Source organism: Faecalibacterium sp. Marseille-Q0746, from assembly GCF_017377595.1.
In the GTDB taxonomy this organism is placed as follows: Bacteria; Bacillota; Clostridia; order Oscillospirales; family Ruminococcaceae; genus Faecalibacterium; species Faecalibacterium duncaniae.
The window spans coordinates 59,920-83,597 of record NZ_JAFREI010000003.1 but is presented as its reverse complement, the minus strand read 5'-3'; the positions used below and the strand labels follow the sequence as shown (position 1 = coordinate 83,597).

At 55.7% G+C, this 23,678-nt stretch carries 26 protein-coding genes and 2 tRNA genes; 19 read left to right on the top strand and 9 right to left on the bottom strand.

Features of this window, described 5'->3' with window-relative positions; genetic code table 11:
* Positions 1 to 62: 62 nt before the first annotated feature.
* Both J3351_RS02960 and J3351_RS02955 read right to left on the bottom strand, forming a co-directional pair.
* The gene (locus J3351_RS02960) at positions 63 to 890 is read right to left on the bottom strand and encodes a glycerophosphodiester phosphodiesterase (protein ID WP_207697098.1); all 828 of its coding nucleotides are present in this window, start codon (positions 888 to 890) and stop codon (positions 63 to 65) included.
* Positions 891 to 922: 32 nt separating this feature from the next.
* Entirely contained in the window at positions 923 to 2,356 is a 1,434-nt protein-coding gene (locus tag J3351_RS02955) for a 6-phospho-beta-glucosidase (RefSeq protein WP_156068430.1), read from the bottom strand.
* A 311-nt stretch (positions 2,357 to 2,667) separates the two neighbouring features.
* Between J3351_RS02955 and J3351_RS02950 the strand changes: the two genes are divergently transcribed.
* Entirely contained in the window at positions 2,668 to 3,537 is an 870-nt protein-coding gene (locus tag J3351_RS02950; protein ID WP_154277420.1) for a phosphoribosylaminoimidazolesuccinocarboxamide synthase, read from the top strand.
* 144 nt (positions 3,538 to 3,681) lie between these two features.
* Here the strand turns inward: J3351_RS02950 and J3351_RS02945 are convergent, their stop codons facing one another.
* Together J3351_RS02945 and serC are read right to left on the bottom strand one after the other, a co-directional pair.
* Positions 3,682 to 4,842 (bottom strand): phosphoglycerate dehydrogenase, encoded by a 1,161-nt coding sequence (locus J3351_RS02945; protein WP_156066817.1) that lies wholly within the window; start codon positions 4,840 to 4,842, stop codon positions 3,682 to 3,684.
* A 24-nt stretch (positions 4,843 to 4,866) separates the two neighbouring features.
* On the bottom strand, positions 4,867 to 5,949 hold the full coding sequence (gene serC / locus J3351_RS02940) for a 3-phosphoserine/phosphohydroxythreonine transaminase (protein WP_035393327.1): 1,083 nt from the start codon (positions 5,947 to 5,949) through the stop codon (positions 4,867 to 4,869).
* A gap of 315 nt (positions 5,950 to 6,264) precedes the next feature.
* On the opposite strand from serC, the gene J3351_RS02935 reads away from it, so the two are divergent.
* The 5 genes from J3351_RS02935 (at position 6,265) to J3351_RS02915 (ending at position 12,866) form a co-directional block, all read left to right on the top strand.
* Entirely contained in the window at positions 6,265 to 6,687 is a 423-nt protein-coding gene (locus J3351_RS02935) for a BlaI/MecI/CopY family transcriptional regulator (RefSeq protein ID WP_097770038.1), read from the top strand.
* A 211-nt stretch (positions 6,688 to 6,898) separates the two neighbouring features.
* Positions 6,899 to 8,065 carry a 23S rRNA (uracil(1939)-C(5))-methyltransferase RlmD gene (rlmD, locus tag J3351_RS02930; protein ID WP_207697097.1) on the top strand — a complete coding sequence of 389 codons (1,167 nt, stop codon included), beginning with the start codon at positions 6,899 to 6,901 and terminating at the stop codon, positions 8,063 to 8,065.
* Between the two features lie 11 nt (positions 8,066 to 8,076).
* Positions 8,077 to 9,186, top strand: coding sequence for a GGDEF domain-containing protein (locus J3351_RS02925; protein WP_207697096.1), 1,110 nt, complete (start codon positions 8,077 to 8,079; stop codon positions 9,184 to 9,186).
* Positions 9,187 to 9,354: 168 nt separating this feature from the next.
* The gene (locus tag J3351_RS02920; RefSeq protein WP_307862848.1) at positions 9,355 to 11,094 is read left to right on the top strand and encodes an ABC transporter ATP-binding protein; all 1,740 of its coding nucleotides are present in this window, start codon (positions 9,355 to 9,357) and stop codon (positions 11,092 to 11,094) included.
* The gene (locus J3351_RS02915; RefSeq protein WP_207697095.1) at positions 11,091 to 12,866 is read left to right on the top strand and encodes an ABC transporter ATP-binding protein; all 1,776 of its coding nucleotides are present in this window, start codon (positions 11,091 to 11,093) and stop codon (positions 12,864 to 12,866) included. Before J3351_RS02920 ends, J3351_RS02915 begins: the two co-directional genes overlap by 4 nt.
* Before the next feature lie 44 nt (positions 12,867 to 12,910).
* Here the strand turns inward: J3351_RS02915 and J3351_RS02910 are convergent, their stop codons facing one another.
* Together J3351_RS02910 and J3351_RS02905 are read right to left on the bottom strand one after the other, a co-directional pair.
* Positions 12,911 to 13,846, bottom strand: coding sequence for an FKBP-type peptidylprolyl isomerase (locus tag J3351_RS02910; protein WP_097772786.1), 936 nt, complete (start codon positions 13,844 to 13,846; stop codon positions 12,911 to 12,913).
* A 15-nt stretch (positions 13,847 to 13,861) separates the two neighbouring features.
* Positions 13,862 to 14,236, bottom strand: a complete 375-nt coding sequence (locus J3351_RS02905) for a DUF3592 domain-containing protein (RefSeq protein WP_097772785.1) — start codon at positions 14,234 to 14,236, stop codon at positions 13,862 to 13,864.
* Positions 14,237 to 14,456: 220 nt separating this feature from the next.
* Between J3351_RS02905 and J3351_RS02900 the strand changes: the two genes are divergently transcribed.
* From J3351_RS02900 to J3351_RS02885, 4 genes are all read left to right on the top strand, one after another.
* Positions 14,457 to 14,543: transfer RNA gene (locus J3351_RS02900), tRNA-Leu, on the top strand.
* Between the two features lie 136 nt (positions 14,544 to 14,679).
* Positions 14,680 to 16,068 carry a sodium:alanine symporter family protein gene (locus tag J3351_RS02895; protein ID WP_156062136.1) on the top strand — a complete coding sequence of 463 codons (1,389 nt, stop codon included), beginning with the start codon at positions 14,680 to 14,682 and terminating at the stop codon, positions 16,066 to 16,068.
* 114 nt (positions 16,069 to 16,182) lie between these two features.
* A tRNA-Tyr gene (locus tag J3351_RS02890) sits at positions 16,183 to 16,268 on the top strand.
* A gap of 152 nt (positions 16,269 to 16,420) precedes the next feature.
* Positions 16,421 to 16,672, top strand: coding sequence for a DUF6061 family protein (locus J3351_RS02885; RefSeq protein WP_035393319.1), 252 nt, complete (start codon positions 16,421 to 16,423; stop codon positions 16,670 to 16,672).
* Between the two features lie 98 nt (positions 16,673 to 16,770).
* Here the strand turns inward: J3351_RS02885 and J3351_RS02880 are convergent, their stop codons facing one another.
* Positions 16,771 to 16,947: a hypothetical protein gene (locus J3351_RS02880; RefSeq protein ID WP_227611579.1), complete on the bottom strand. Its 177-nt coding sequence runs from the start codon at positions 16,945 to 16,947 to the stop codon at positions 16,771 to 16,773.
* A gap of 17 nt (positions 16,948 to 16,964) precedes the next feature.
* Positions 16,965 to 18,230 carry a plasmid recombination protein gene (locus J3351_RS02875; RefSeq protein ID WP_207697094.1) on the bottom strand — a complete coding sequence of 422 codons (1,266 nt, stop codon included), beginning with the start codon at positions 18,228 to 18,230 and terminating at the stop codon, positions 16,965 to 16,967.
* Positions 18,231 to 18,369: 139 nt separating this feature from the next.
* Here J3351_RS02875 and J3351_RS02870 point away from each other — a divergent pair, with 139 nt between their 5' ends.
* From J3351_RS02870 to J3351_RS02840, 7 genes are all read left to right on the top strand, one after another.
* Positions 18,370 to 18,849 carry a DUF2975 domain-containing protein gene (locus J3351_RS02870; RefSeq protein WP_112091735.1) on the top strand — a complete coding sequence of 160 codons (480 nt, stop codon included), beginning with the start codon at positions 18,370 to 18,372 and terminating at the stop codon, positions 18,847 to 18,849.
* 10 nt (positions 18,850 to 18,859) lie between these two features.
* Positions 18,860 to 19,066: a helix-turn-helix transcriptional regulator gene (locus J3351_RS02865; RefSeq protein WP_120120272.1), complete on the top strand. Its 207-nt coding sequence runs from the start codon at positions 18,860 to 18,862 to the stop codon at positions 19,064 to 19,066.
* Between the two features lie 707 nt (positions 19,067 to 19,773).
* On the top strand, positions 19,774 to 20,604 hold the full coding sequence (locus J3351_RS02860) for a helix-turn-helix domain-containing protein (RefSeq protein WP_154276416.1): 831 nt from the start codon (positions 19,774 to 19,776) through the stop codon (positions 20,602 to 20,604).
* A complete protein-coding gene (locus J3351_RS02855; protein ID WP_154276417.1) occupies positions 20,588 to 21,253 on the top strand; it encodes a sigma-70 family RNA polymerase sigma factor in 666 nt (221 codons plus the stop codon). The genes J3351_RS02860 and J3351_RS02855 overlap by 17 nt, the downstream gene beginning before the upstream one ends.
* Positions 21,254 to 21,390: 137 nt before the next feature.
* Complete coding sequence (locus J3351_RS02850; protein WP_154276418.1) at positions 21,391 to 21,708, top strand: zinc-ribbon domain-containing protein; 318 nt, start codon at positions 21,391 to 21,393, stop codon at positions 21,706 to 21,708.
* A gap of 32 nt (positions 21,709 to 21,740) precedes the next feature.
* Positions 21,741 to 22,250: a hypothetical protein gene (locus J3351_RS02845; protein WP_117477323.1), complete on the top strand. Its 510-nt coding sequence runs from the start codon at positions 21,741 to 21,743 to the stop codon at positions 22,248 to 22,250.
* A gap of 68 nt (positions 22,251 to 22,318) precedes the next feature.
* Positions 22,319 to 22,729, top strand: coding sequence for a hypothetical protein (locus J3351_RS02840; protein ID WP_227611581.1), 411 nt, complete (start codon positions 22,319 to 22,321; stop codon positions 22,727 to 22,729).
* Positions 22,730 to 22,803: 74 nt separating this feature from the next.
* Here the strand turns inward: J3351_RS02840 and J3351_RS14085 are convergent, their stop codons facing one another.
* Positions 22,804 to 22,881, bottom strand: coding sequence for a hypothetical protein (locus tag J3351_RS14085; protein ID WP_307862850.1), 78 nt, complete (start codon positions 22,879 to 22,881; stop codon positions 22,804 to 22,806).
* A 162-nt stretch (positions 22,882 to 23,043) separates the two neighbouring features.
* Here J3351_RS14085 and J3351_RS02835 point away from each other — a divergent pair, with 162 nt between their 5' ends.
* Positions 23,044 to 23,349: a type II toxin-antitoxin system RelB/DinJ family antitoxin gene (locus J3351_RS02835; RefSeq protein ID WP_035393314.1), complete on the top strand. Its 306-nt coding sequence runs from the start codon at positions 23,044 to 23,046 to the stop codon at positions 23,347 to 23,349.
* A complete protein-coding gene (locus tag J3351_RS02830; protein WP_156061736.1) occupies positions 23,346 to 23,666 on the top strand; it encodes a type II toxin-antitoxin system RelE/ParE family toxin in 321 nt (106 codons plus the stop codon). Before J3351_RS02835 ends, J3351_RS02830 begins: the two co-directional genes overlap by 4 nt.
* Positions 23,667 to 23,678 lie beyond the last annotated feature (12 nt).

The window sequence follows — 23,678 nt, the reverse complement described above, 5'->3', positions numbered from 1 at the left end:
CTGACATAAAAAACGTCCCCGTGCAGTTTTGATATCCTGCACGGGGACGTTTTGTGATCTTTTTATTTCCTCATTTCCGCATTCACCCATTCCCGCACGCGGTCAGGCCGGTTGGTGACGATGCAGTCAGGGCCAAGGGGCAGCAGGGAACGGACAGCGTCCTGGGTGTCCACGGTCCAGAACGCGGCCTGGATGCCCATGGCGTGGAGCTGGTTCACAAGCTCGGGGTTGGAGTAGGCGGTGTGGTACTCGCAGCTGACGATGTCCACAGGGAAATCCAGCGTTTTGATGTAGGCAGCCACATCCGCCTGCTCCTCCAGATGGCCGATGACCTGCTCCACGGTCTCGCCGGGGAAGTTGGCACGGAGCATATCGACCTTGTCGGCCACAGTGCGGTAAATGAGATTGTTCCGCAGGTCGATGCAGTTTTCCTCGCTGAGGGGCTCGTCCATGCTGTTCACAAGACCCAGATCCTTCCACACCACCGGCGGAGGCAGCACCATGCTGAGGAAAGCGCCGTAGGTCAGCGCACCTACCTTCAGCTCAGGCATCAGCTGCTTTGCCTGCCGCAGCTGAGAGTGGTGGAAGGAGATGAGGGTGAGCCGGTCGGTGAGCCCGGCGGCGCGGACCGCATCCAGCACCCGGGGCACAAAGTCGGGGTCGTCCTCCAGTGGGCTTTTCAGTTCCAGCTGTACCTGCGTGCCCTCCATGCCGGCGCAGAGCTCCAGCGCTTCCTGCAGCGTGGCGATCCTCTCGTTGTCGTAGGTCTTCTGTACATCCATTTCCACGCCATCCGCGCCGATCTCCATCGCCTTGCGGAAGGCGACCAGCGTGTTCTCAGGGGCCAGATAGGATGCACCGCGGTGCGCAATGATTTGGGGTGTCGTCATCTTGTGCTATGATTCCTTTCCTCACAGTTGGCTCAGGCCAGATCTTCGCCGTCGGAGGCGATGACCTTTTTATACCAGTAGAAGCTGTCCTTCCGGCTGCGGGCCAGCGTGCCCTTGCCCTCGTTGTCCTTGTCCACATAGATGAAGCCGTACCGCTTCTTCATCTCGCCGGTGGAAGCACTGACCAGGTCGATGGGGCCCCAGGTGGTGTAGCCCAGCAGGGGCAGGCCATCCTCGTTGATGGCCTTTTCCATCTGCTCAATGTGGGCCCGCAGGTAGTCGATGCGGTAGGTGTCGTGGATGGAACCATCTGCTTCCACCTTGTCCACCGCACCCAGACCGTTCTCCACGATGAAGAGCGGTTTCTGGTAGCGGTCATACAGGCTGTTCATGGTGATGCGCAGGCCCACCGGGTCGATGGCCCAGCCCCAATCGCTGGCCTTGAGGTAGGGGTTCTTGACGGCATCCATGATGGCATTGCCGCTGGCCTTGTTCATCAGTTCGGGGTCCACAGTGGCGCAGCGGCTGGAATAGTAGCTGAAGGAGATGAAGTCCACAGTGCCCTCTTTCAGCAGCTGCTCGTCGCCCGGCTCCATCTGCAGGGCAATGCCTGCACGCTCTATCCGCTTTTTGGCCCAGACGGGGTATTCGCCGCGGGACTGGACATCAATGAAGAAGTAGTTGTCGCGGTCAGCCTCGGCAGCGGCCTGCACATCGGCAGGGGCGCAGGTGCGGGGGTAGAACTGACCGGCGGCCAGCATACAGCCCACCATGGCATCGGGCATGATGGCATGGGCCAGCTTGACGGCCTTTGCGCTGGCCACCAGCTCGTGGTGAGCGGCCTGATATTTGACCTGCTGCACATTCTCGCCGGGCGCAAAGAGCAGACCTGCTCCCATAAAGGGCATGTGGAGCAGCATGTTGATCTCGTTGAAGGTCAGCCAGTACTTGACCTTGCCCCGGAAGCGCTGGAACAGCACCTCACAGTAGTGGGCGTAGGCATCCACCATCCGGCGGTCTTTCCAGCCGCCGTACTTTTTGATCAGGGCAATGGGGGTATCAAAGTGGCACAGGGTCACCAACGGCTCAATGCCGTACTTGTGGCACTCATCAAAGAGTTCCTCATAGAAGCGCAGGCCCTCTTCGTTGGGCTGCGCGTCATCGCCGTTGGGCAGGATGCGGGTCCAGGCAATGGACAGGCGGTAGCAGCGGAAGCCCATCTCGGCAAAGAGCTTGATGTCCTCCTTGAAGTGGTGGTACATGTCAATGGCTTCGTGGGAGGGGTAGAAGTGCTCGGCATCGCAGTCCAGCATCTTCAGCTGGCCCAGCGCCACGGGGAAGCGGTCGGGGCCAAAGGGTACCACGTCCACACTGGACAGGCCGCGCCCGCCCTCGTTGTAAGCGCCTTCGCACTGGTTGGCGGCAGTGGCACCGCCCCACAAAAAGTCTTTCGGGAATTTGCCCATAGGTCTTACCTCCTGATGCGGTTGAATTCTGATACTTCAATGATACCATGTTCTGAGCCGCTGTCAACCGGGAAAGTACGACTTTAGCCGTCAATTCGACGAAAAATGTTGCTGATTTTTGACACTTTTCACGAAGAAATCGAAAATTGCGAGCAATTTTCCTTGGAATCTGTTTCTTCCAAACGGACAGTAAGTGTGATAGACTGAATAGGTAAACGGAAAACGGCTCGCCCTGTCCTCCATTGCTTTGCAATGCCGGAGCGGGCGAGGATGTTGATGAAAGAGCTATCAGGAAAAATGGAGTGTTTGCTATGACTGAATTCAAGCCCATCAAGGAAGGCAAAGTCCGCGAGATCTATGACAATGGCGACAGCCTCATTATGGTTGCCACCGATCGTATCTCTGCATTTGATGTGATCCTGAAAAATAAAGTGACCAACAAGGGCAAGGTGCTGACCCAGATGAGCAGATTCTGGTTCGACTACACCAAGGATGTTCTGCCCAACCACATGCTGAGCGTGGATACCGCCGATATGCCCGAGTTCTTCCGCACGCCTGCCTTTGAGGGCCGGAGCATGAAGTGCCGCAAGCTGACCATGCTGCCCATCGAGTGCATCGTGCGCGGCTACATCACCGGCAGCGGCTGGGCCAGCTACCAGCAGAACGGCACCGTCTGCGGCATCCGCCTGCCCGAGGGCCTGCAGGAATCCCAGCAGCTGCCCGAGCCCATTTACACTCCTTCCACCAAGGCTGAGATCGGCGACCACGATGAGAACATCAGCTACGAAAAGAGCATTGAGGTGCTGGAAAAGCAGTTCCCCGGCCACGGCAAGGACTACGCCACCAAGCTGCGGGACTACACCATTGCCCTGTACAAGAAGTGCGCCGCGTATGCCCTGAGCCGCGGCATCATCATTGCCGATACCAAGTTCGAGTTTGGTCTGGATGAGAACGGCAACGTGGTGCTGGGCGATGAGATGCTCACCCCCGATTCCAGCCGCTTCTGGCCGCTGGAGGGCTATGAGGCCGGCCACGGTCAGCCCTCTTTCGATAAGCAGTTCGTCCGCAACTGGCTCAAGGCCAATCCCGACAGCAACTACGATCTGCCTCAGGATGTCATCGACAAGACCATTGCCAAGTACGAGGAAGCTTATGAGCTCCTGACTGGCAAGAAGCTGTAAACACTCTGATCTTCTTTCTCCCCTCTGCTGTATAACGGCAGGGGGGATTTTTATATCAGCAGACCGGCCCGACAGTACGCTGTACCAAAAAATCCCCCCGCCCATGAACAGATGGGGCGAGGGGAAAGCTAAGGGTTGGCAGTGTTACAGGATGCGCACCCGGATGACAGCAGGGATGGCGGCCAGCTTCTCAGCCAGCCTGCCGTCCACGGCACCGGTCGCGTCCAGCATGGTGTAAGCCATGTTCTTTTTGCTCTTGTTCACCATGTTTTCAATGTTCAGGCCCGCTTCGGTGGTCAGGGCGGTGATCTGGCTGATCATGCCGGGCTCGTTCTTGTGGATGATGCAGATGCGCTTGCCGCCTGCACGGGGCTGATGCACCTCGGGCATGTTCACCGAGTGGGTGATGTTGCCGTTCTTGAGGTAATCGCTGATCTCCAGCGCGGCCATTGCGGCACAGTTGTCCTCGGCCTCCGGCGTGGAAGCACCCAGATGCGGGGTGCAGACGATGCCGGGCTTGCCCAGAATGGCCTCAGTGGGGAAGTCGGTCATGTAGCCGGAGACCTTGCCCGTCTCCATGGCCTCCAGCAGGGCTGCGGTGTTCACCAGCTCACCGCGGGCGTAGTTCAGGATCTTCACGCCGTCCTTGCACAGGGCCAGGGTCTGGGTGTTGATGGTATCCTTGGTGGTGGGCAGGTAGGGAACATGGATGGTGATGTAGTCGCACAGAGGGAGCATGTCGTTCAGGTTCACGCAGTGGTGGACCTGGCTGGACAGGTTCCAGGCGGCATCAATGGAGATGTAGGGGTCGTAGCCGTAGACCTCCATGCCCAGCTCAATGGCGCAGTTGGCCACCCGGGAACCGATGGCACCCAGACCGATGACACCCAGCGTCTTGCCCTTGATCTCGTTGCCCACGAACTTTTTCTTGCCCTTTTCCACGGTCTTGGCCATGGCGGGGTCGCCGGTCAGGCCCTGGCACCACTGGGCGGCGGCGGCCACATTGCGGCTGCCTGCGATCAGCATCCCAATGACCAGCTCAGCCACGGCGTTGGCGTTGGCACCGGGGGTGTTGAACACCACGATGCCCTGCTCCGAGCAGCGATCCAGCGGGATGTTGTTCACACCGGCACCAGCACGGGCAATGGCCAGCAGGTTGTCGTTGAAGGTGGTGTTCAGCAGGTCAGCGCTGCGCACCAGAATGCCATCGGGGACATCGGTGTCCACCGAAACATCAAACAGGTTCTTGTTCAGCTTTGCCAGGCCCACCGGGCTGATGGCGTTCAGGGTCTTGATCGTAAACATACTTTCCTATCTCCTATACACAAATCAGGCATTTGCCTTGCGGAATTTCTCCATGAAGTCCACCAGCTTCTCTACGCCTTCGGTGGGCATTGCATTATAAATGGAAGCGCGCATACCGCCCACCAGACGGTGGCCCTTCAGGTTGACAAAACCGGCTTCGGCGGCTTCGGCGCAGAACTTCTTGTCCATGTCAGGGTCAGGGCTGGTAAAGGTGACATTCATCGTGCTGCGGTAGCGGTGCTCCACAGGGTTGTGGAAGAACTCCTGACCGTCCAGATAATCGTACAGAATCTTGGCCTTGGCTTCGTTGATCTTCTGCATGTTCTCCAGACCGCCGATGTCGTTTTCCAGATACTTGAGCACCAGACCGGTCATGTAGATGCACCAGCAGGGGGGCGTGTTGTACATGCTGTCCTTGGCCAGCAGGGTGGTGTAATTCATCATGGTGGGCACGGTGTCGGCGGCGTGGCCCAGCAGGTCGTCCCGGACAATGGCAATGGCCATGCCGGCGGGGGCTACGTTCTTCTGCACGCCAAAGTAGATGCAGCCATACTTGCTCACGTCCACAGGTTTGGAGAGGATCATCGAGCTCATGTCCGCCACCAGCGGCACACCCTCCACCTGAGGTACCTCAACGTACTGGGTGCCGAAGATGGTGTTGTTCTGGCAGATGTGGATGTAGCTTGCGTCCTTGTCGTAGTCGATGGCGTTGACATCGGGGATGTAGGTGAAGTTCTTGTCCTTGCTGGAAGCAACAATCTTCACCTCGCCGAACTTGGCGGCCTCCTTGGCAGCCAGGTTCGAGAAATTGCCGGTGACCAGATAATCGGCCTTGCCGGTGGTCATAAAGTTCAGGGGCACCATGGCAAACTGCTGGGTGGCACCGCCCTGGAAGAAACCGACCTTGTAGTTGTCAGGGATGTTCATCACCCGGCGCAGGGTGGCTTCGGTTTCAGTGATGATGGCATCGAACCACTTGCTGCGGTGGCTCATCTCCATCACACTCTGGCCGGAATCGCCGTATTCCAGCAGCTCTGCCTGTGCCTGACGGAGCACCTTTTCCGGTAACATGCTGGGGCCTGCGCTGAAGTTGTATACTCGTGCCATATGGAACTCTCCCTTTCCTATCCGTACCGCCGCTCTCATCTGCGGCAGGTGTGTGCTTGATTTGTCCGTAGTATACCGGTTCCGGGGGTGCAAAAACAAGAGCATCTTTGCACAAAGATGGGGCTGCTCTGCCTGCCTTGAGCGCACAAAACACACAACTGTCTTTGAATAAAGAACACTTTTTAAGACAAATGTAAAAATATGCTGGTTTTACCGCATGGCTCCTCACTTTTACTGCTTGCCTGTTTGTGCCGGGTATGGTATAATCATGTTGAAATAAGACAAATGTAAAAGAAAAAATCGGAGGTGAAACCGGTGTACGGACTTTCGGACAGACTGAAACCACTTTCTGCCGCCGAGGAACAGGTGCTGCTGGCGCTCTGGGACTGCCCCGCCCCGGCCACCCGGCGGGATATCAGCGAAAAGTTGACCGCCACCGGCTGGGCCCCGGCCACGGTGCTCAACTTTTTGTATCGTCTGGAGGAAAAGGGCTGGGTCAAGGGCGGCAAGGCGGGGAGCCAGAACACCTATCTGCCCACGGTCACCCGCCGGGCCTATTGCGTTGCGGCCATGCGCCAGCGGATGGACACCCTGTTCGGCGGCAGCCTGCCCGAAGCGGTCCGCGCCCTTGCCAGCGAGAGCGGCGCTTCCCAGAGCCAGCTGGAACAGGCCATCCGAGTGCTGGAGGAGCAGCATCAGGAGGCAGAAGAATATGACCTGTACGATCCCTATGGGTGACGGAAAAACAAAAAAGCTCCCATTATGGGAGCTTTTTCGTTGCATTCGGTCAGAAGATATGCTAAAGTAAAAGCGAAAACCGCCACCCTGGCCGGTGACGGTTTTCTAGTTAAACCTCAAACCTAAAAGGGCTAACCGCTTGTCGCAGTGCCTTTTCTATTTGTAGTATAGTGATTTTTTCTTGTTTTGTCAAGAGGCGGAAGGATATACGATGGAGTGCAGATTGAAAGCAAAAAAATGCGGCGGCTGTCCGATGCTGGGGCTGGATTATGCCGAGCAGCTGAAACAGAAAGAAGCTGCTGTCCGTAAGCTGGTGGGGAAATACGGCCCGGTGGCTCCCATCCGGGGTGCGGAAAACCCCTGCCATTACCGCAATAAGGTGATCTCTACCTTTGCAGCGGGCCCCGGCGGGAAACTGGTGTCCGGCATCTATGCGGCAGGTACGCATAAAGTGCTGCCCGTGGAAAGCTGCCTGCTGCAGGACGAAGTGCTGGACACCGTGATGCAGGCGGTGCGGGCGGCGGCCAGCACCTGCCGCTACCAGCCTTACAATGAGGACAAGGGCACTGGCCTGCTCCGCCACTGCCTGCTGCGGCGCGGCGTGGTGTCCGGGCAGGTGATGGTGGTATTGGTGACAGCCCAGCCGGTTCTGCCCGGGGCGAAAAACTTTGTCCGTGCTCTGCTGGCCGAAGCCGAGAAGCGCCATGTCCCCGTGACTACCGTGGTGCAGAACTACAACCCCCGCCGCACCAGCGTGGTGCTGGGCGAAGAGGAAAAGGTGCTCTACGGCAAGGGCTTCATTCTGGATACCCTCTGCGGCAAGACCTATGCCCTGAGCCCCCGGAGTTTCTACCAGATCAACCATGACCAGACCGAGGTGCTGTATGGTCTGGCCGTGGAAGCTGCCCGCCTGACTGGCAAAGAGGTGGTGCTGGATGCCTACTGCGGCATTGGCACCATCGGTCTGACCGCCAGCGGCAGGGCAAAGCAGGTGGTGGGCGTGGAGCTGAACCGGGACGCTGTCCGGGATGCCATCGGCAACGCAAGGCACAACAACGTGAAAAACGCCCGCTTCTTTGCCGCCGATGCCACCCAGTGGATCACAGAAGCGGCGGCCGCCGGGCAGAGAGCAGATGTCATTTTCATGGACCCGCCCCGCGAAGGCTCCACCCCCCAGTTCATCGAGAGCGTGGCCCGCATGGCCCCCAAACGGGTGGTCTATGTCAGCTGCAACCCCGAGACCATGGCCCGTGATCTTGCTCTCCTGACCGCCAAAGGCTACCGCGCCGAGGGCTTTACCCCTGTTGATCTCTTCCCCCAGACCGCCCATTGTGAGGTGGTCGGCGCGCTGACCAGATCACAGAAGTCCAAAGGGTGAAACAAGCCACAATGAATGGATATTTTTATGTATTGACGGCCATTGACCTTTTTGTGCTGAGCTTCATGTGCATCCTCACAAAGCTCAGCGAGTCCCTGAACAAAAAGCAGAAGCAGGGATTTTTCTTTGCCTTTGCGCTGATCGCGGTGATCTCGGTGCTGGAGGTGGTGACACTGGCGGTGGATGGCACCCCGGCAGGCTACCGCTGGCTGAACATCCTGTCCAACTATCTGGGGTTCGGCCTGTCCCCGGGAGTGTGTCTCTGCCTTGTGTATGTCATGGACCGGAAAAAGAGGATGAACCGCTGGTTCGGGGCGGCGGTGTGCTGCGAGGCGTGCTACCTGCTGTTCCTTGCTCTGTCCATCCCCGCCGGGCTGGTGTTCTCCGTCAGCGCCGACAACGTTTATTCCCGCGGGCAATACTTCTATATTTATATCATCATGTACTTTGCGGCCATTGTGTATCTCTCGGTGTCCACCTTCGTCACGGCGCGGGAATTCCAGAACCGCAGCCGGGCGCTGATCTACCCCCTGATGATCTTCCTGCTCATTGAGACCATCATTCAGGTGACACTGCCGGAGCTTCACGTTACATGGCTGTGCGTTACCCTGTTGTCGGTGCTGTACTTTATCTACTGCAGCGAGATGTGGAACCAATTGGATGCCCTTACCGGGCTGCTGAATCAGAACAGCTACCTGAACCGCACTGCTGAGATGCGCCGCCGCGGCGGGGTGCTGGTGGTGTTCGATGTGGACGACTTCAAGCAGATCAACGACCGCTACGGCCACCTGCAGGGAGATGTCTGTCTGGCCGAGATCGGCCGCTGCATCAAAAAAGCCTATGCCCGCAGCGGCTACTGCTACCGTACCGGCGGCGACGAGTTTTGTGTGCTGATGGAAAACGCAGACCGGGAGGCCCAGTGCGCGCAGGAGTTTATACGCCAGCTGGAACAGCGGCGAAAAGCCGTGGACTTTCTGCCCACGGTGTCCTTTGGTTCGGCTCCCTTTTTGGGGGAGGACGTGCTGGCTGTGAAGAACCGGGCCGACCGGGAGATGTACCGCTACAAAAAAGCCCGGAAGCCCGATGCCGCTCATTGTTCTCCGAATCATACCCTCCTATGAAAAGGGACTGCTGCACTGGGATCTCCCCTGTGCGGCAGTCCCTTTCCTTGTTCTGGCAGGGCACGGTGCGCAATGGCGTGATTTGAACTGGCTTTTTTGCATTTCCTGTACTATAATAAAGAACTGTGAAGTTTACACCCGCTATCACTGGGAAAGGAGAATCACCCCTTGAATAAAATGCTTACCCACCTGAACGGCTACAAGCGCGAGGCTGTGCTTGCACCGCTGTTCAAGATGCTGGAAGCCACGTTCGACCTGTTTGTGCCGCTGGTCATGGCAGACATCGTCAACGTGGGCATTGCAGCACATGATTTCCACTATATCCTTGTGCGGTGCGGCATCCTGCTGCTGCTGGCCGTTGTGGGCCTTGCCTGCAGCCTGACGGCCCAGTATTTCTCGGCCAAGGCGGCGGTGGGCTATTCCACCTCCCTGCGCCATGCCCTGTTTGAGCACATCCAGAGGCTTGGCTTTACCGAGATGGATACCATGGGCACCAGCACCCTCATCACCCGCATGACCAGTGACATCAATCAGGTGCAGAGCGGTCTGAACCTCTTCCTGCGCCTGTTCCTGCGCAGCCCGTTCGTGGTGGTTGGTGCCATGGTCATGGCGTTCACCGTGAATGTGCGGGCCGCCTGGATCTTTGTGGTCGCCATCCCGCTGCTGAGCGTGGTGGTGTTCGGGGTCATGGTCATCACCAACCCGCTGTACAAAACGGCCCAGGCCCGGCTGGACCGTGTGCTGGGCCTGACCCGCGAGAACCTGACCGGTGTGCGTGTGGTCCGCGCCTTTGATAAGGAGCAGAGCGAGATCGACCGCTTTGAGTCGGCCAACGACCTGCTGACCCGGATGCAGCTCCATGTGGGCCACATCTCCTCCCTGATGAGCCCGCTGACCTACGTCATCATCAATCTGGCCATCGTGGCTCTGCTCTATGTGGGCAGCATCGAGATCAATGTGGGCGGCATGGCCTCCGGCGATGTGATCGCGCTGGTGAACTACATGAACCAGATCCTGGTGGAGCTGGTCAAACTGGCAAACCTCATCGTGCAGGTGAGCAAGGCGCTGGCCTGTGCCGGCCGTGTGCAGGCTGTGCTGGACACCGAACCGGGCATGGAATTCCCCGCGGCCCTCAAGGGTGAGGCACCTGCGGATAAGGCCGGGGATGCTGTGCGGTTCGACCATGTCAGCCTGACCTACGCCGGTGCCGGTGCCCCCAGCCTGACCGATATCAGTTTTACCGCAAAGCGCGGCCAGACCATTGGTGTCATCGGCGGCACGGGCAGCGGCAAATCCAGCCTCATCAACCTGATCCCCCGCTTTTATGATGCCACGGAGGGCACCGTGGAGATCCTGGGCCGTCCGGCGCAGGAGTACCCCCGCGCGGCTCTGCGCGGCAGTGTGGCGGTCGTAATGCAGAAAGCCCAGCTGTTTGGCGGCACCATCCGCTCCAACCTGCTGTGGGGCAACAAGAATGCGGCGGACGCTGACCTGTGGGCCGCACTGGAGACTGCGCAGGCTGCGGATTTTGTCAGGGCAAAGCCCCTTGGGCTGGACGAGCCTGTGGAGCAGGGCGGCCGGAACCTGTCCGGTGGCCAGAAGCAGCGCCTGACCATTGCCCGTGCGCTGGTGGGCAAGCCCGAGATCCTGATCCTGGACGACAGCGCCAGCGCGCTGGATTACGCCACCGATGCGGCCCTGCGCAAGGCGCTGGCCGCTCTGCCCGGTGACCTGACCGTGTTCATCGTGAGCCAGCGTGCCGCCAGCCTGCAGCATGCCGACCAGATCATCGTGCTGGATGACGGCAGGATGGTGGGTCTGGGCAGGCACGCCGATCTGCTGAAGACCTGCCCCGTTTACGAGGAGATCTACGCCAGCCAGTTCAAGAAAGGGGATGCGCAGAAATGAGTGCAAAAGCAAAGAGTAAGCTGACCCCGGAACAGCGCAACGCAACGCTTCGGCGGGTGCTGGAAAAGATCCGCCCTTACGGCTTTTTTGTGGTGTGCAGTCTGATCGTGGCCGCTGCGAGCGTGGCTGCCCAGCTGTATATCCCCATCCTCTGCGGCAGCGCCATTGATATGATGCTGGGCAAGGGGAATGTGGACTTCAACGGTGTTCTGCGCATCGTGGTGGAGATTGTGATCGTGGCCGTAGTGGCTGCATTGGCCCAGTGGCTGCTGAGTGTCTGCAACAACCGCATCACCTTCTCGGTCAGCCGGGACCTGCGCAACGCCGCGCTCCGTAAGATCCAGACCCTGCCGCTCTCTTATCTGGACAGCCACCCCTCCGGCGATATCGTCAGCCGCATGGTCGCCGATGTGGACACCTTTGCGGACGGCCTGCTCATGGGCTTTACCCAGCTGTTCAGCGGCGTGCTGACCATCCTTGGTACCCTGCTGTTTATGCTCAGTGAGAATGTGCCCATCACGCTGGTGGTGGTCTGCATCACCCCGCTGAGCCTGGTGGTGGCAAGCTTCCTTGCCAAACGCAGCTACAAGTATTTCCAGGGCCAGAGCACCGTGCGCGGTGAGCAGACCGCCCTGGTCAACGAGATGATCGAGGGCCAGAAGGTCGTGCAGGCCTTTGGCCATGAGGCCGAGAGCCTTGCCGCCTTTGATGAGGTGAATGGCCGCCTGCAGAGCGTGAGCCTGAAGGCCATCTTCTTCTCCAGCATGACCAACCCCGCCACCCGCTTTGTGAACAACATCGTTTATGCAGGTGTCGGTCTGGTGGGTGCCGTTTACGCTGTGGCGGGCGGCATCACCATCGGCCAGCTGAGCATCTTCCTGAACTATGCCAACCAGTACACCAAGCCCTTCAACGAGATCTCCGGTGTGGTCACCGAGCTGCAGAACGCACTGGCCTGCGCGGCCCGTGTGTTCGAGCTGCTGGATGCCGAGGATCAGGTGCCCGAGGCGGAGAACGCCAAGGTGCTGGAGACCGACGGCCATGTGGAGCTGAAGGACGTTTCCTTCCGCTACCTGCCGGACCGCCCCCTCATCGAGGGCCTGGATCTGGATGTGAAGCCCGGCCAGCGCATCGCCATCGTCGGCCCCACCGGCTGCGGCAAGACCACCCTCATCAACCTGCTCATGCGGTTCTACGATGTCAACGGCGGCTCCATTGAGGTGGCCGGGAACGATATCCGCAGCCTGACCCGCGCCTCCCTGCGCGGCAGCTACGGCATGGTGCTGCAGGAGACCTGGCTGCGTGCCGGTACTGTGCGGGAGAACATTGCCTACGGCAAGCCCGATGCCACTGAGGAAGAGATCGTTGCCGCCGCCAAAGCGGCCCACGCCGACAGCTTCATCCGCCGCCTGCCCAAGGGTTACGATACCGTCATTGCTGAGGACGGCGGCAACATCAGTCAGGGTCAGAAGCAGCTGCTCTGCATCGCCCGCGTGATGCTCTGCCTGCCCCCCATGCTGATTTTGGACGAGGCGACCTCCTCCATCGACACCCGCACCGAGGTGCGCATCCAGGCTGCCTTTGCCCGGATGATGCAGGGCCGCACCAGCTTTATCGTGGCCCACCGCCTGTCCACCATCCGTGAGGCCGATGTCATCCTTGTGATGAAGGATGGCCACATCGTGGAGCAGGGCGACCACGACACCCTGCTGGCGCAGGGCGGCTTCTATGCCAAGCTCTATAACAGCCAGTTCGAGGGCGTGGAGACCTGAAAAAACCAAAATGGGAGATGTCGGTACACGGCATCTCCCATTTTTTATGCGATGGTTTCCAGCACCGGTTCCTCCGGCGGGGGAAGCAGGGTGGAGTGGGCTTCCACGAACTCTGCCGCCCGCTGGCTGGCGATGCCCTGCCGCACCTTGCGGAAATCGTTGGCAGGGAAGGTGCGCTCACCCTTCCAGTGTGCCAGTGCGGCCTCCACCTCGGCATCGGTGGGCCAGAGGTGTTCCCGCTCGGCCACCATCAGAAGGCCCAGACTGCCCCGCAGCTTCTGCTCTGCCTGTGCGTGGAGCTCAGTGCGGAACTGTTCCACAGTCTGGCCCCGCACTTTGAGGTACTGGTCAAAGTTGACGTTGTTGGCCTGCAGCCGCAGGTTGAAGTTCCGCTGTTCAGCAAAATAGTTGCCAGAGACCAGGTCCTTGGGCAGGGTGCCCTTGACACAGCCGCCCAGCTGGAAGATAAGCTCCCGGCGGGCCAGTGCCTTGGCCTGCGCACAGCGCTGGGCATAGAGCTCCCGTGCAACCTGCTGGCGCAGGGCCGCCTTGCCTGCGGCATCGGCGGCGCGGTCTTCATCGCCGTGCCGGGTGTTCACTTCCAGTTCAATGCTCACCTGACGGATGGGCCGGGGCTGGATGGGTTGGGTGAAGCCGGTGTAACGCTCCAGCTCCAGCGGCGGCAGGCAGTAGAACTCTGCTCCCGCCCGGAAGCCTTCGGCCCGGTTGACAGCCAGCAGCTCAAAATCTGGATCGGTCACGGGAACCAGATGCTCTTTTTCCACAAGCTCCTGATATAATGTGGAAAAACCGGTCAGGATAGCCCGGTTCACGGCGGCGGTCAGCAGGTCCTCTTCCGTCTGCGGCGGGTTCTCTGCGGCCTGCTCGGCCTGAATGGCCGCTTCCAACTCCTCGGCGCTGGCGGAGAATACCACCCGGCAGTCCCCGGGCTGGGGCATTCCGATATGTTCCAATACCATTGCGGTGACCTCCTTTCAGCGGCTAAAGCTGACCATCAGTGCCAGCAGCACAACGGCCAGACAGAAATAGAGGATCTCGGCCCCCAGAACGGAGCGGTCGCCCTCCACATACATCTTTTCGGGATCTTCGGGGTCGTAGTACAGCGTGACCGTTTCCCCGCTGGCAAAACCCTTGCCCTTGGCGGCTTTGGGGTAGTGCAGGCGGTGGCTGCCGCCCTCGGTCTCGAACTCAAGCAGATAAGCCGCGCCGTCCCGGCTCTGAACGGTGCCTGCCACCCGGGCCTCCACACGCTGGCCCTTCTGCTGTAAGCGGCGGCGCTGCAGCACACTGCGCAGGCCCATGTAGAACATGATGCCCGCGCCGATGATGAAGATCAGAACATTGAACATTCGGTTTCCCTCATTCCGTCATTACTCGCCCGGCGGCATACAGGCCGGACGGTCAGCTTTTATTGTACCATATTCCGGCCCAAATGCCCCTGTACGGAGTGCCTGAAATTTAGAACATTTTTTTGTCGAACAATTTTGAAAATAGTGCTTGACTTTTCTTGTGGCTGTGGTATAATAACTAACGTTCCGAGCCGAACGGCCGGTGAACAAAACAGAATATGCGGATATGGCGGAATTGGCAGACGCGTTAGATTCAGGTTCTAATCGGGGCAACTCGGTGGAGGTTCAAGTCCTCTTATCCGCACCAAACAATGAAAATCCGAACCTTTTCTCGAAAGAGAAGGGTTCGGATTTTTTGTTTTCTCTGCGCCGGGATTTTCTGATTTACAAACCTGAAGTGCTGTATTATAATAAAGTAATCACACAACAGGAGGCTCCTCAGAATGTCCCACTTGATCGAAACGGTATACAACCTGCTCTGGGGTGATCTGTTCACCCTGCCGGTGGGCGGCGGCATCGGCATTTCGCTGATGGCGGTGCTGCTGCTCACGGCGGGCGTGTTCTTCACCCTGCGCACCCGGCTGCTGCCCGTGCGGCTGTTCCGGGATATGATCGCCGCTGTCTGCGAAAAGAACCAGAGCAGGGACAGCCTTTCCTCTTTTCAGACGCTCATCGTCTCCACGGCCACCCGGGTAGGCATGGGCAATCTGGTGGGCGTGGTGGCGGCAGTGTCTGCCGGCGGTGCCGGTGCGGTGTTCTGGATGTGGGTCACGGCCCTGCTGGGGGCCTCCACCTCCTTTGTGGAATCCACACTGGCCCAGAAGTACCGGCAGCCCGACCCGCTCTATGGCGGGCAGCGCGGCGGCCCGGCCTACTACATCCATGTGCTGGCCGAGCGCAAGCGGGGCAAAAAGCTGCGTCATTCCATCATCGCGGTGTTGTTTGCCATTTCGGGCCTCATCTGCTGGTGCGGTATCAGCCAGGTCATCAGCAACTCGGTCAGCTCTGCCTTTGCCAATGCGTTCTCCATCCCGCCCATTGTGACCACGGTGGTGCTGGTGGTGCTCTCGGCGGTCATTGTCCTGCGCAAGGATGCCACCGTGAAAAGCCTGGATGTTATCGTGCCGATCATGGCGGTCTGCTATTTCGTGATGACGGTCATCATCATTGCGGTAAATTTCCGTCAGCTGCCCGCTGTGCTGGGCCGCATCTTCTCGGAAGCCTTCGGCCTGCGGCAGGTGGCCGCGGGCGGCTTTGGCGCGGTGCTGATGAACGGTGTCAAGCGCGGCCTGTTCTCCAATGAAGCGGGCAGCGGTTCGGCCCCCTGTGCGGCAGCGGCTGCCTCCTGCGATGATCCCGTGAAAATGGGCTTTGTGCAGGCACTGGGTGTCCTGATCGACACGGTGGTCATCTGCAGCTGCACTGCCTTTATGATGCTGCTGGCTCCCGCAAATGTCACCACTGGGCTGACCGGCATGGACCTGCTGCAGGCAGCGGCGCAGTACCATCTGGGCAGCTTTGGCGTGGTGTTCATTGCCGTCACGCTGGCGCTGTTCAGTTTCTCCACCTTCATCGGCATCCTGTTCTATGCCCGCTCCAATGTGGCGTACCTCTTTGGCGACCGCTGGGGCTGGCAGACAGCCTATAAGGTGCTGGCCCTTGTCATGCTGATGGTGGGCGGCCTGGAGGCCTATACCGTGGTGTGGGACCTGGGCGACGTGGGCATCGGCCTGATGACCATATTCAATCTCATTGCCCTCTACCCCATGTCCGGCGAAGCCATTGCCGCCTTGCGGGATTACGAGCGCCGGAAACATCTGACCCAAAACTGACCCTGCCGACAGTTTCCGCAGAAAAGCTGCAAAAATCCGAAAAAAGTAGTTGACAAATCGCCCGCAGTCTGATAAAATAAACAAGTCGTCCGGCAACGGACGTGAACAGAATCTGGGCGTGTTCCCGAGTGGCCAATGGGGACAGACTGTAAATCTGCTGCTTTTCAGCTTCGGTGGTTCGAATCCACCCGCGCCCACCAAACAAGAAAAATCCGAACCTGTTTCCGATTGGAGAAGGGTTCGGATTTTTCGTTTTCTTTGGGTACAGCAATGAAGGCTCCCGTGGACGGCGCAAAACTCCGATACCTTGTCATAGACCGTAAGCTGATAACAAGATTTGGAGGGTATGATTATGAAGTACGATGCAAGAGCCTGCCATTTCAACATGGACACCGGGTGCGTGGAGCTGCTGCTCCGGGATGGGAGAATGATCTATATTGACTGCACCGGGGTCGAGGATGCGCTGGATGTGACTATGGCGCAGAGGGCAGAGTTAGATTATCTCATCTACAATGACCCGCTGGGCTACGCCGATTTGATTCTGAACGGTGACCCAGAGGAATATTTGAAAAATGCAGCCGGGAGCCATGGGTTAGAAGATTAAGGACAAAAAAATAAGAGGTGTGCCCAACTGGACACACCTCGGTGAGATACATCTATGTAAGGCAGGGCGTTCCTTTCATCGGGAGCGTCCTGCTGTTTTTATGCTGCAACAGGCAAGGCTTGTAGTGCTTTCTGCTCTTTCAGCCATTCCTCATATTCACGCTGGCCTTCCTCACTGTTGAAAAACTCAACCATGGAGGGATAAAAGCAACGCGCAAGGGTCTTGATCGCTTCATCCGGGTAGCCGGATTTGTTCGACTTCTTCTTTTTGTTCAAATGGTATCCTCCGAAAATCAAAGTTCCATATTCTGTCCACGCTTGTGGTTTCGCTGCGGCACATTCATGGTGCGCTCCTGCTTGGGGGCAAGAATCTTTTCCAGAAAGCTGCGCACCAGTTCAGGAGCACGGTGGAGAGCATCCAGATAGGGTTTCACGTCGTACCACAGGTCGTGGTACTTGTTACTCCAACGAACGGCCTCCTTCTTGGCGGTGGAAAGTTCTTCTTTCAAGCGGCGGTTCTCTACGTCCATCATATAGCCGTGGTCGGCTTGCTTTTTCAGCTTGGAAAATTCTTCTTCGGTCAGCGAGTAGTTACCGAGAAAGGTGCGCTTGCCGATATAATCCAGATCACGCGCATGAATGAGGGCTTCTTTCGTGAGCGTGGTCTTTTTCTGAATGGAGGCAAGTTCTTTCTCCTTTTGGGAGAGGGTCTGACTGGTTTTAGCAAGCGATTGTACCTGCTGATTGGCTTGAGCGGTCAGGGCGTCCAGCCGCTCCTGCTCCCGCTGGACTTTGAACTGAGTGACAGTCAGGTGTTCTTCGGTGCTGCCACGTTCGCCGCGCTCCACATCGGTGTACCCGGCAGAGCGCATATAGTTGAAGAAATCGTCTTGCAGGATGCTGTACGACTTCTTCAGGACTGGCTTGCCGTTCTTTTGCAGCACGGGCTTTCCGGCATCGTCCAGCAGGGGCTTGGATGCCCACTTCTTGCTCCGGCTGACCTGCATGACAGTCTCCTTGACGGTGCCGACCAGTGCCTTGTCCTTGCAGCGTTTCGACCACAGAATCTGCTTTTCCACCACAGGCACATAGACCACATGGAGGTGGTAGTGGTAAACTTCGCAGCCTAGTGCTTCGGTCATGGCACGGTTGATCTCATCGGCGTGCATGACTGCCGAGAGGATATACTGCTCACCACCCACGATCTGAACGGCTGCTTTGTAGGCATTCTCATAGAACTGCTTGGCGAACTCATAGCCGCCGTGGTTGTCAAAATAGGCCGAGTTGACATCAAAGACAAGTTCACAGTAGTGGTTGGCATCCGGCTTCAGGCCGCGCGTTGAAATCGTACCAGCGGTTTCCAGTTGGGCGAACAGGTCAGTGTAGCTGGCGGTTGGCTTTTTGAAGTGGACGTTCCATGAGGTGCGCTGGGGGATAATGTCGGGGTTTCGATAGCTGTCCTTTTCGCGCTCGTTGTGCTGTTGGGTGTTGCCAACGGCCTTGTCCGAAACGTCGAGATTTCGGACACTGGTGCGGTCAACGCCATCGTTTCTTGCCAAAGGGCATCCCTCCTTTCAAGGGGTGCTGTTTAACACTCTTACTCATAATGCAGATGGTTTTGCTGATAAACGATAAAAATATATTGATTTTCAATTTAACGTGTGCTATTCTAAATGTGAAATCAAAGGGGGATGCAATATGGGTAAGAATGATTTTCGGGTTGATACAACTTCTTCCGAGAAAAAGACGTTTTTCAAAAAGAAACAAACACTTCTTGGACTGGCATTCTTACTGACTGTTCCGCAAATGTTCAGTGCAGTGATTCTTCCTATTCAATGGCTTTTGGGTGCAAGGCATGGAGTGGCTCTTAATGTCACTTCCATTGCATCGCAGGAACTGTATTTCCTTGTAATGACGATTGCCGGAATCTCTGTTTTGAAGATGATGCTTAGTGATAAAACTTTTTCTAAAACGCTGGTTCAATGCACTCGTCTTGAAGGCTATCTTATTGCGGTTGCATCTGTGATATTTCCACTTTTACCGGGATATCAAGCGTCTGGTTCGACCTTTTTCTTCTGTGATTCAGTATTGCTGTTGCCTGGAGTACTTCTGATTATCATGGCTGAGTTGTTGAAAGAAGCTGTTGCGATGCAGAAGGAATTGAACGAAGTTCTTTAAGGGGATAAGAATGGCAATCATACTACGATTGGACCGCATTATGGCAGACCGAAAGATTTCCTTGACAGAACTTTCTGAACGTGTTGGAATCTCTATGGCGAACCTCTCAAATCTAAAGACCGGAAAGGTTAGAGCAATTCGTTTTTCTACACTGGATGCAATTTGCCGGGAGCTTCATTGTCAGCCGGGAGACATTTTAGAATACGATGAAACATAGAAGGAGCCGGAACAGGCACATTCCGTTATGCGGCTTTTCTTTAGGCGAACAGCTTGTTTGCGGTGGGGAGATGCACTTCTTCGGAAGTGTAATAACCCACTATAACACTTTCATCCCTATGGGCTGCAAAGTGTAGTGGGCTCTTCGAGGACTCTCCGAGGGGGAACGTCTCCTGCGGGAGAGCTACGATCAAGCTCGCACAATGCGAACTTGATTGCTCCGTACGCATCTGAAAAAATTGCGTACGGACTTCAAATAACCTGTACGGTTCGTACGACGTACGGAAATCCTAAATATAAACGATAATTCGTTTTAATTTACTTCAATTCGCCGTACAGATGCGTACAAGTACAGACCGTACAGGTTGTACGAACTTCTTCCGTGAAAAATGCACTTTTTACGGGCAGGGGCGGACAATCGGTTCGATGTCCACAAAACCGCGCACCCTGCGGCCACCGAGCAGGGCGGTGTTATGCGTTGCACCAGAGTACCCCAAAGTGGGAACTCTGGTGTTTTTTGCTTCCTGCCTGAATATACGGAAAATTTTGCTGGAAAGGCGAAAAAGCGGCAGAACTGCAACGGAAAAAGAAAAATGCCCTTGCTGATTGCAGGGCTGCAACAGCAAGGGCAGAGAGAAAAACGTATATTGAACAAAACGGCAGAGCGTATTATAATGAGGAAAAAACTCAAAAAGGAGGGCCGACTACATGGCACAGGAATATCTGCCCGCACCGTCCAACGTCCGTCTTGCGGACTTGATGAAAGAGCACAACATCAGCCAACCGGAGCTTGCCAAGGAAATCGGCTGCTCTAAAAGCACTATCAGCCGTTTTATCAGTGGTGCGAAAGGAACTCTGACCCATGAGCAGGTGCTGAAGATCGCAAGGCTGTTCAACGTGTCCACGGATTTCCTGCTGGGAGAAACCAACATCCCTGACCGCAAGAATTACGACATTGCCGAGCTGGGCTTGTCCGTAGAAGCTGCAAAGAACCTCTACACAGGGCGTGTCAATGCAGAGGTGGTCAATCTGCTGCTGGAAAACACCTGCTTTGCAGAGCTTACTTACCGCATAGCGCAGTATTTTGATGATACCTTTGCATCCGGTATCGCGGCACAGAACGCCATGTTCACGACATTGAGCACCTTGCTGCGCACAAAAGTCAAGACCCCGGAAGCAGCCAAGGCAGCCAAAGACATCAGCCTTCGGAGAAAGCCGGTGTATCAGGGCGACCTTGATGATATTGAGATGTACTTCATGGCAGCGGTCAAGGAAATCAAAAAGGGCATCGGGAGCCATTACGCCGAACAGGAAGCAATGAGCAAGAAAGTGGCAGAGAAGATGTTCAACGAGCTGACCAAAGGGCAGGATGTGCAGCACCCAACGATCACGGCAGAGCAGTTGACGGATGCAATGCTGGACAGCGTTTCGGGTATGGAAGGAGCCACGCCGGAAGCACTGGAACAGCTGCGAAGCGGTCTGTTGGGAATCTTGCAGTCTGCCGCAGAGCAGGAAAACGCCCATGAAGCAGACGAATGAACGGCTTTGTGCACTGGCACAGGAAGGCGATGCTGCCGCGCTGGACAGCCTGATCGACAACAACAAGTCCTTTATTGGCAAGGTGGCAAATGACCTTTTCCGCAGCATGAATCTGGCACAGTCCGGCCTGAACCTTGACACGGACGATTTGAAACAGGCGGGCAATCTGGGCTTATGGAAAGCTGTGCCGAGGTTCGATGCAGCGCGCGGCATGAAGTTCCTGACCTATGCGGCTCCTGCCATCCGCAACGCCATGATGGACATGGTGAGGGATGCCTTTACTGCTTTTGAGCAGCGGATGGTGACGGAGGATAAGGACGGCGTCTGCTACCAGCGCGTTTCGCTGGACGATGTTCTGCCGGGAGAGGAACAACTACGGCGCATCGAAGCCATAGCTGACCCCTACGCCATGCAGCCGCAGAGCATTATGGAGGAACAGGAATCGCGCCGGGAACTGTACGATGGTCTGAAACGGCTGACCCAGCGGGAGCAGACTTATCTGCTGTACCGCTATGGCTTCACCGATGGTGAGGAACATCCGCTGATCGGCACGGCGATATACTTTCACCTGACAAAAGGCCGCGCCAAAAAGACGGAGGAACAGGCTATGGATAATTTGTGGCTGGAACTGCCGTGGTGGTTTATATGAATGAAAAAATCGTGATTGTGCTACAAGTTTTCTGAAAATTTATGTGCAGCTATACGATTTTGAAAAATTTTGTGGACAAACGAAATAAATCAGGCTTAAATTTCGTTATCTAAACAAAAAGCAAGGAGGGAGCTTTGATGACTTGTAAAAATTGTGGTTATGAAAACAAGTTGGGTGTTCGATATTGCCAACGGTGCGGTCAGTATATTGAACCAAAACGGACATTGGCACAAGAAGTTAAATCGTTGGATTTTAGAAGCCTTGCTGGTGTTGGCCGTAGAGATGTGAATATTGCGCCGTTGTTTACTGCACCATCCAATCAAACTCCGGCAAAGGCGCACCAAACGCCTTCGCCTGTTGAACCGATGCCAGATGGTAGGTGGTACTGCCCGGACTGTGGAACATTAAATGATTCTTCCGAACGATTTTGCAAAAACTGTGGAAAAGTCCGATAAAGGCGAAGAAAAACATGGAAGGAGGAAACAGTATGAAAAAGATGGCTACAATAGTTCTTGGCCTTATGCTAGTACTTACATTGGTTGGCTGTGGAAATAATGCTCAAAGTTCAGATGCGCACAATGCGGAATACGAAGAAGGCTATGCCGCTGGCTACGAGGCAGGGTATAATGACGGGAAACAGCAAATAGCCGAAAGCAAAAAGCATTTTGCACAGTTTTCGGGTTCTTTTATGGCCACAGTTGAGCAACTCTTGCCCGATTACTATGCGCTTCCGGGAAAAACAATCGCCGTTGTTCACTTCTTTCAAGACAGGCCTTTTTTGCTTCATTTCCAGAAGGACTTGACAGGCGAACTTATTGAAGGAACGTCTTATGTGTTTGAGTTTGAGACTTTTGAAGTTGAACTTCCCGACGATGAAGAAAATCCAGATATTTCAGATTATATGTATTCAATAAATGTTACCAGTTATAGAGTTGCAGAAGATGATGAACTTGGATTGGAAGGCAAGATGCCAACTGTCGAAATAGTATCGAAGTAAACAGTCAAGCTATTTTATAATGAAACACAAAGATGGCGGTACACATTGGAATAGGATTCAAAAGCCGTATGAAGAACACAGCATCAAAAAAGAAAACTTGTCTCGGATTTTTGCTGATCGTATTTTTAGCATATGTGGTGTGCTATCTTCTCTCTCAAACAGTGTTTCATGAAATCTACTTGTTTGAATGGACAGCAGCCCATTATTATTTGTGTGTATGGGTTGCATCCGTTACTTTCTGTTTTCTGGAAATGTATAAAGCGGCTCTTATCACAACGGCTGGAAACTGGGCAGGAATTTTGATTGGACAAGTGTTGGGCGATTTCATTATTAAAATAAACGCCACAAAAATCACGCCGGATATGTATATAGGAAAAGTATGGCAGCTCAAGACACACTATGGAGTTTTGATTTGGCTGCTCGTTTTCCTACTTTCGTTTGTTATCGGAATGATTGTTGAAAAGAAAAATCATTGTTAAAATGCGTAGTTAATAATAGACAGCCATCTATTTGCAAGTCGCAAGTAGATGGCTGTCGGTTTTATCTGTATATTCTAATTAAAGGCCAATCCTCTAAATCTGCTATGGTCACAGCTGAGTGAGAGATAATGCTCAATCTCACCACCCAGCACAAACTGGGCGTACTCCAAAGATTTATTCTAACGAATGAATATTCTGCGCTTTAAACAATTTAATGACGAATATATTGTGCAATACAGAGAATTTCAATAGAGGCTTCGCGCTTGATTGACTCGCAACGCAAAATGCGTTACAATAAAATTGAGGTGATAACCATGGAAAAAACGATGACTCTCAATCTTCGTGTGAACCCTACTGTCAAGCAACAAGCTGAGGATGTGTTGAAGCAGCTCGGCATCCCGATGGCAACAGCTATTGATATGTACCTGCGCCAGATTACCCTGACTGGCGGCATTCCGTTCTCGCTGTCCCTGCCGAAGGCTCCTGCGGCTCTGAACGCTGACACCATGACCGATGATCAGCTTCACGCAGCCTTGCAGGTGGGTATTAAGGAGATTCAGAACGGTGATACCGTGGATGCCGCAAGCGCATTCGCACAGTTCAGGGAACAGCACAGATGAAGCAGTATGACGTAAAAATTTCCCATGCAGCCCTCAATGATATGGAGCAGATTTACAGCTACATTGCTGACCGTCTGCTGGAGCCTGACACGGCCATGGGGCAGTATAACCGCATTGCAGAAGCTATCCAGTCGCTGAACACCCTGCCGGAACGCTGTGCGCTGGTGGAAAGCGAGCCGGAGCGCACCCAAGGGCTGCGGCAGATGCTGGTGGACAACTACTCGGTGTTCTACATTGTGGGCGAGGATGCGGTGTCAGTGGCCCGTGTGCTGTACAGTGCATCCGACCTTGTGCGCCGCCTGCGGAGAATGAAGTGAAAGGGGTGTTTG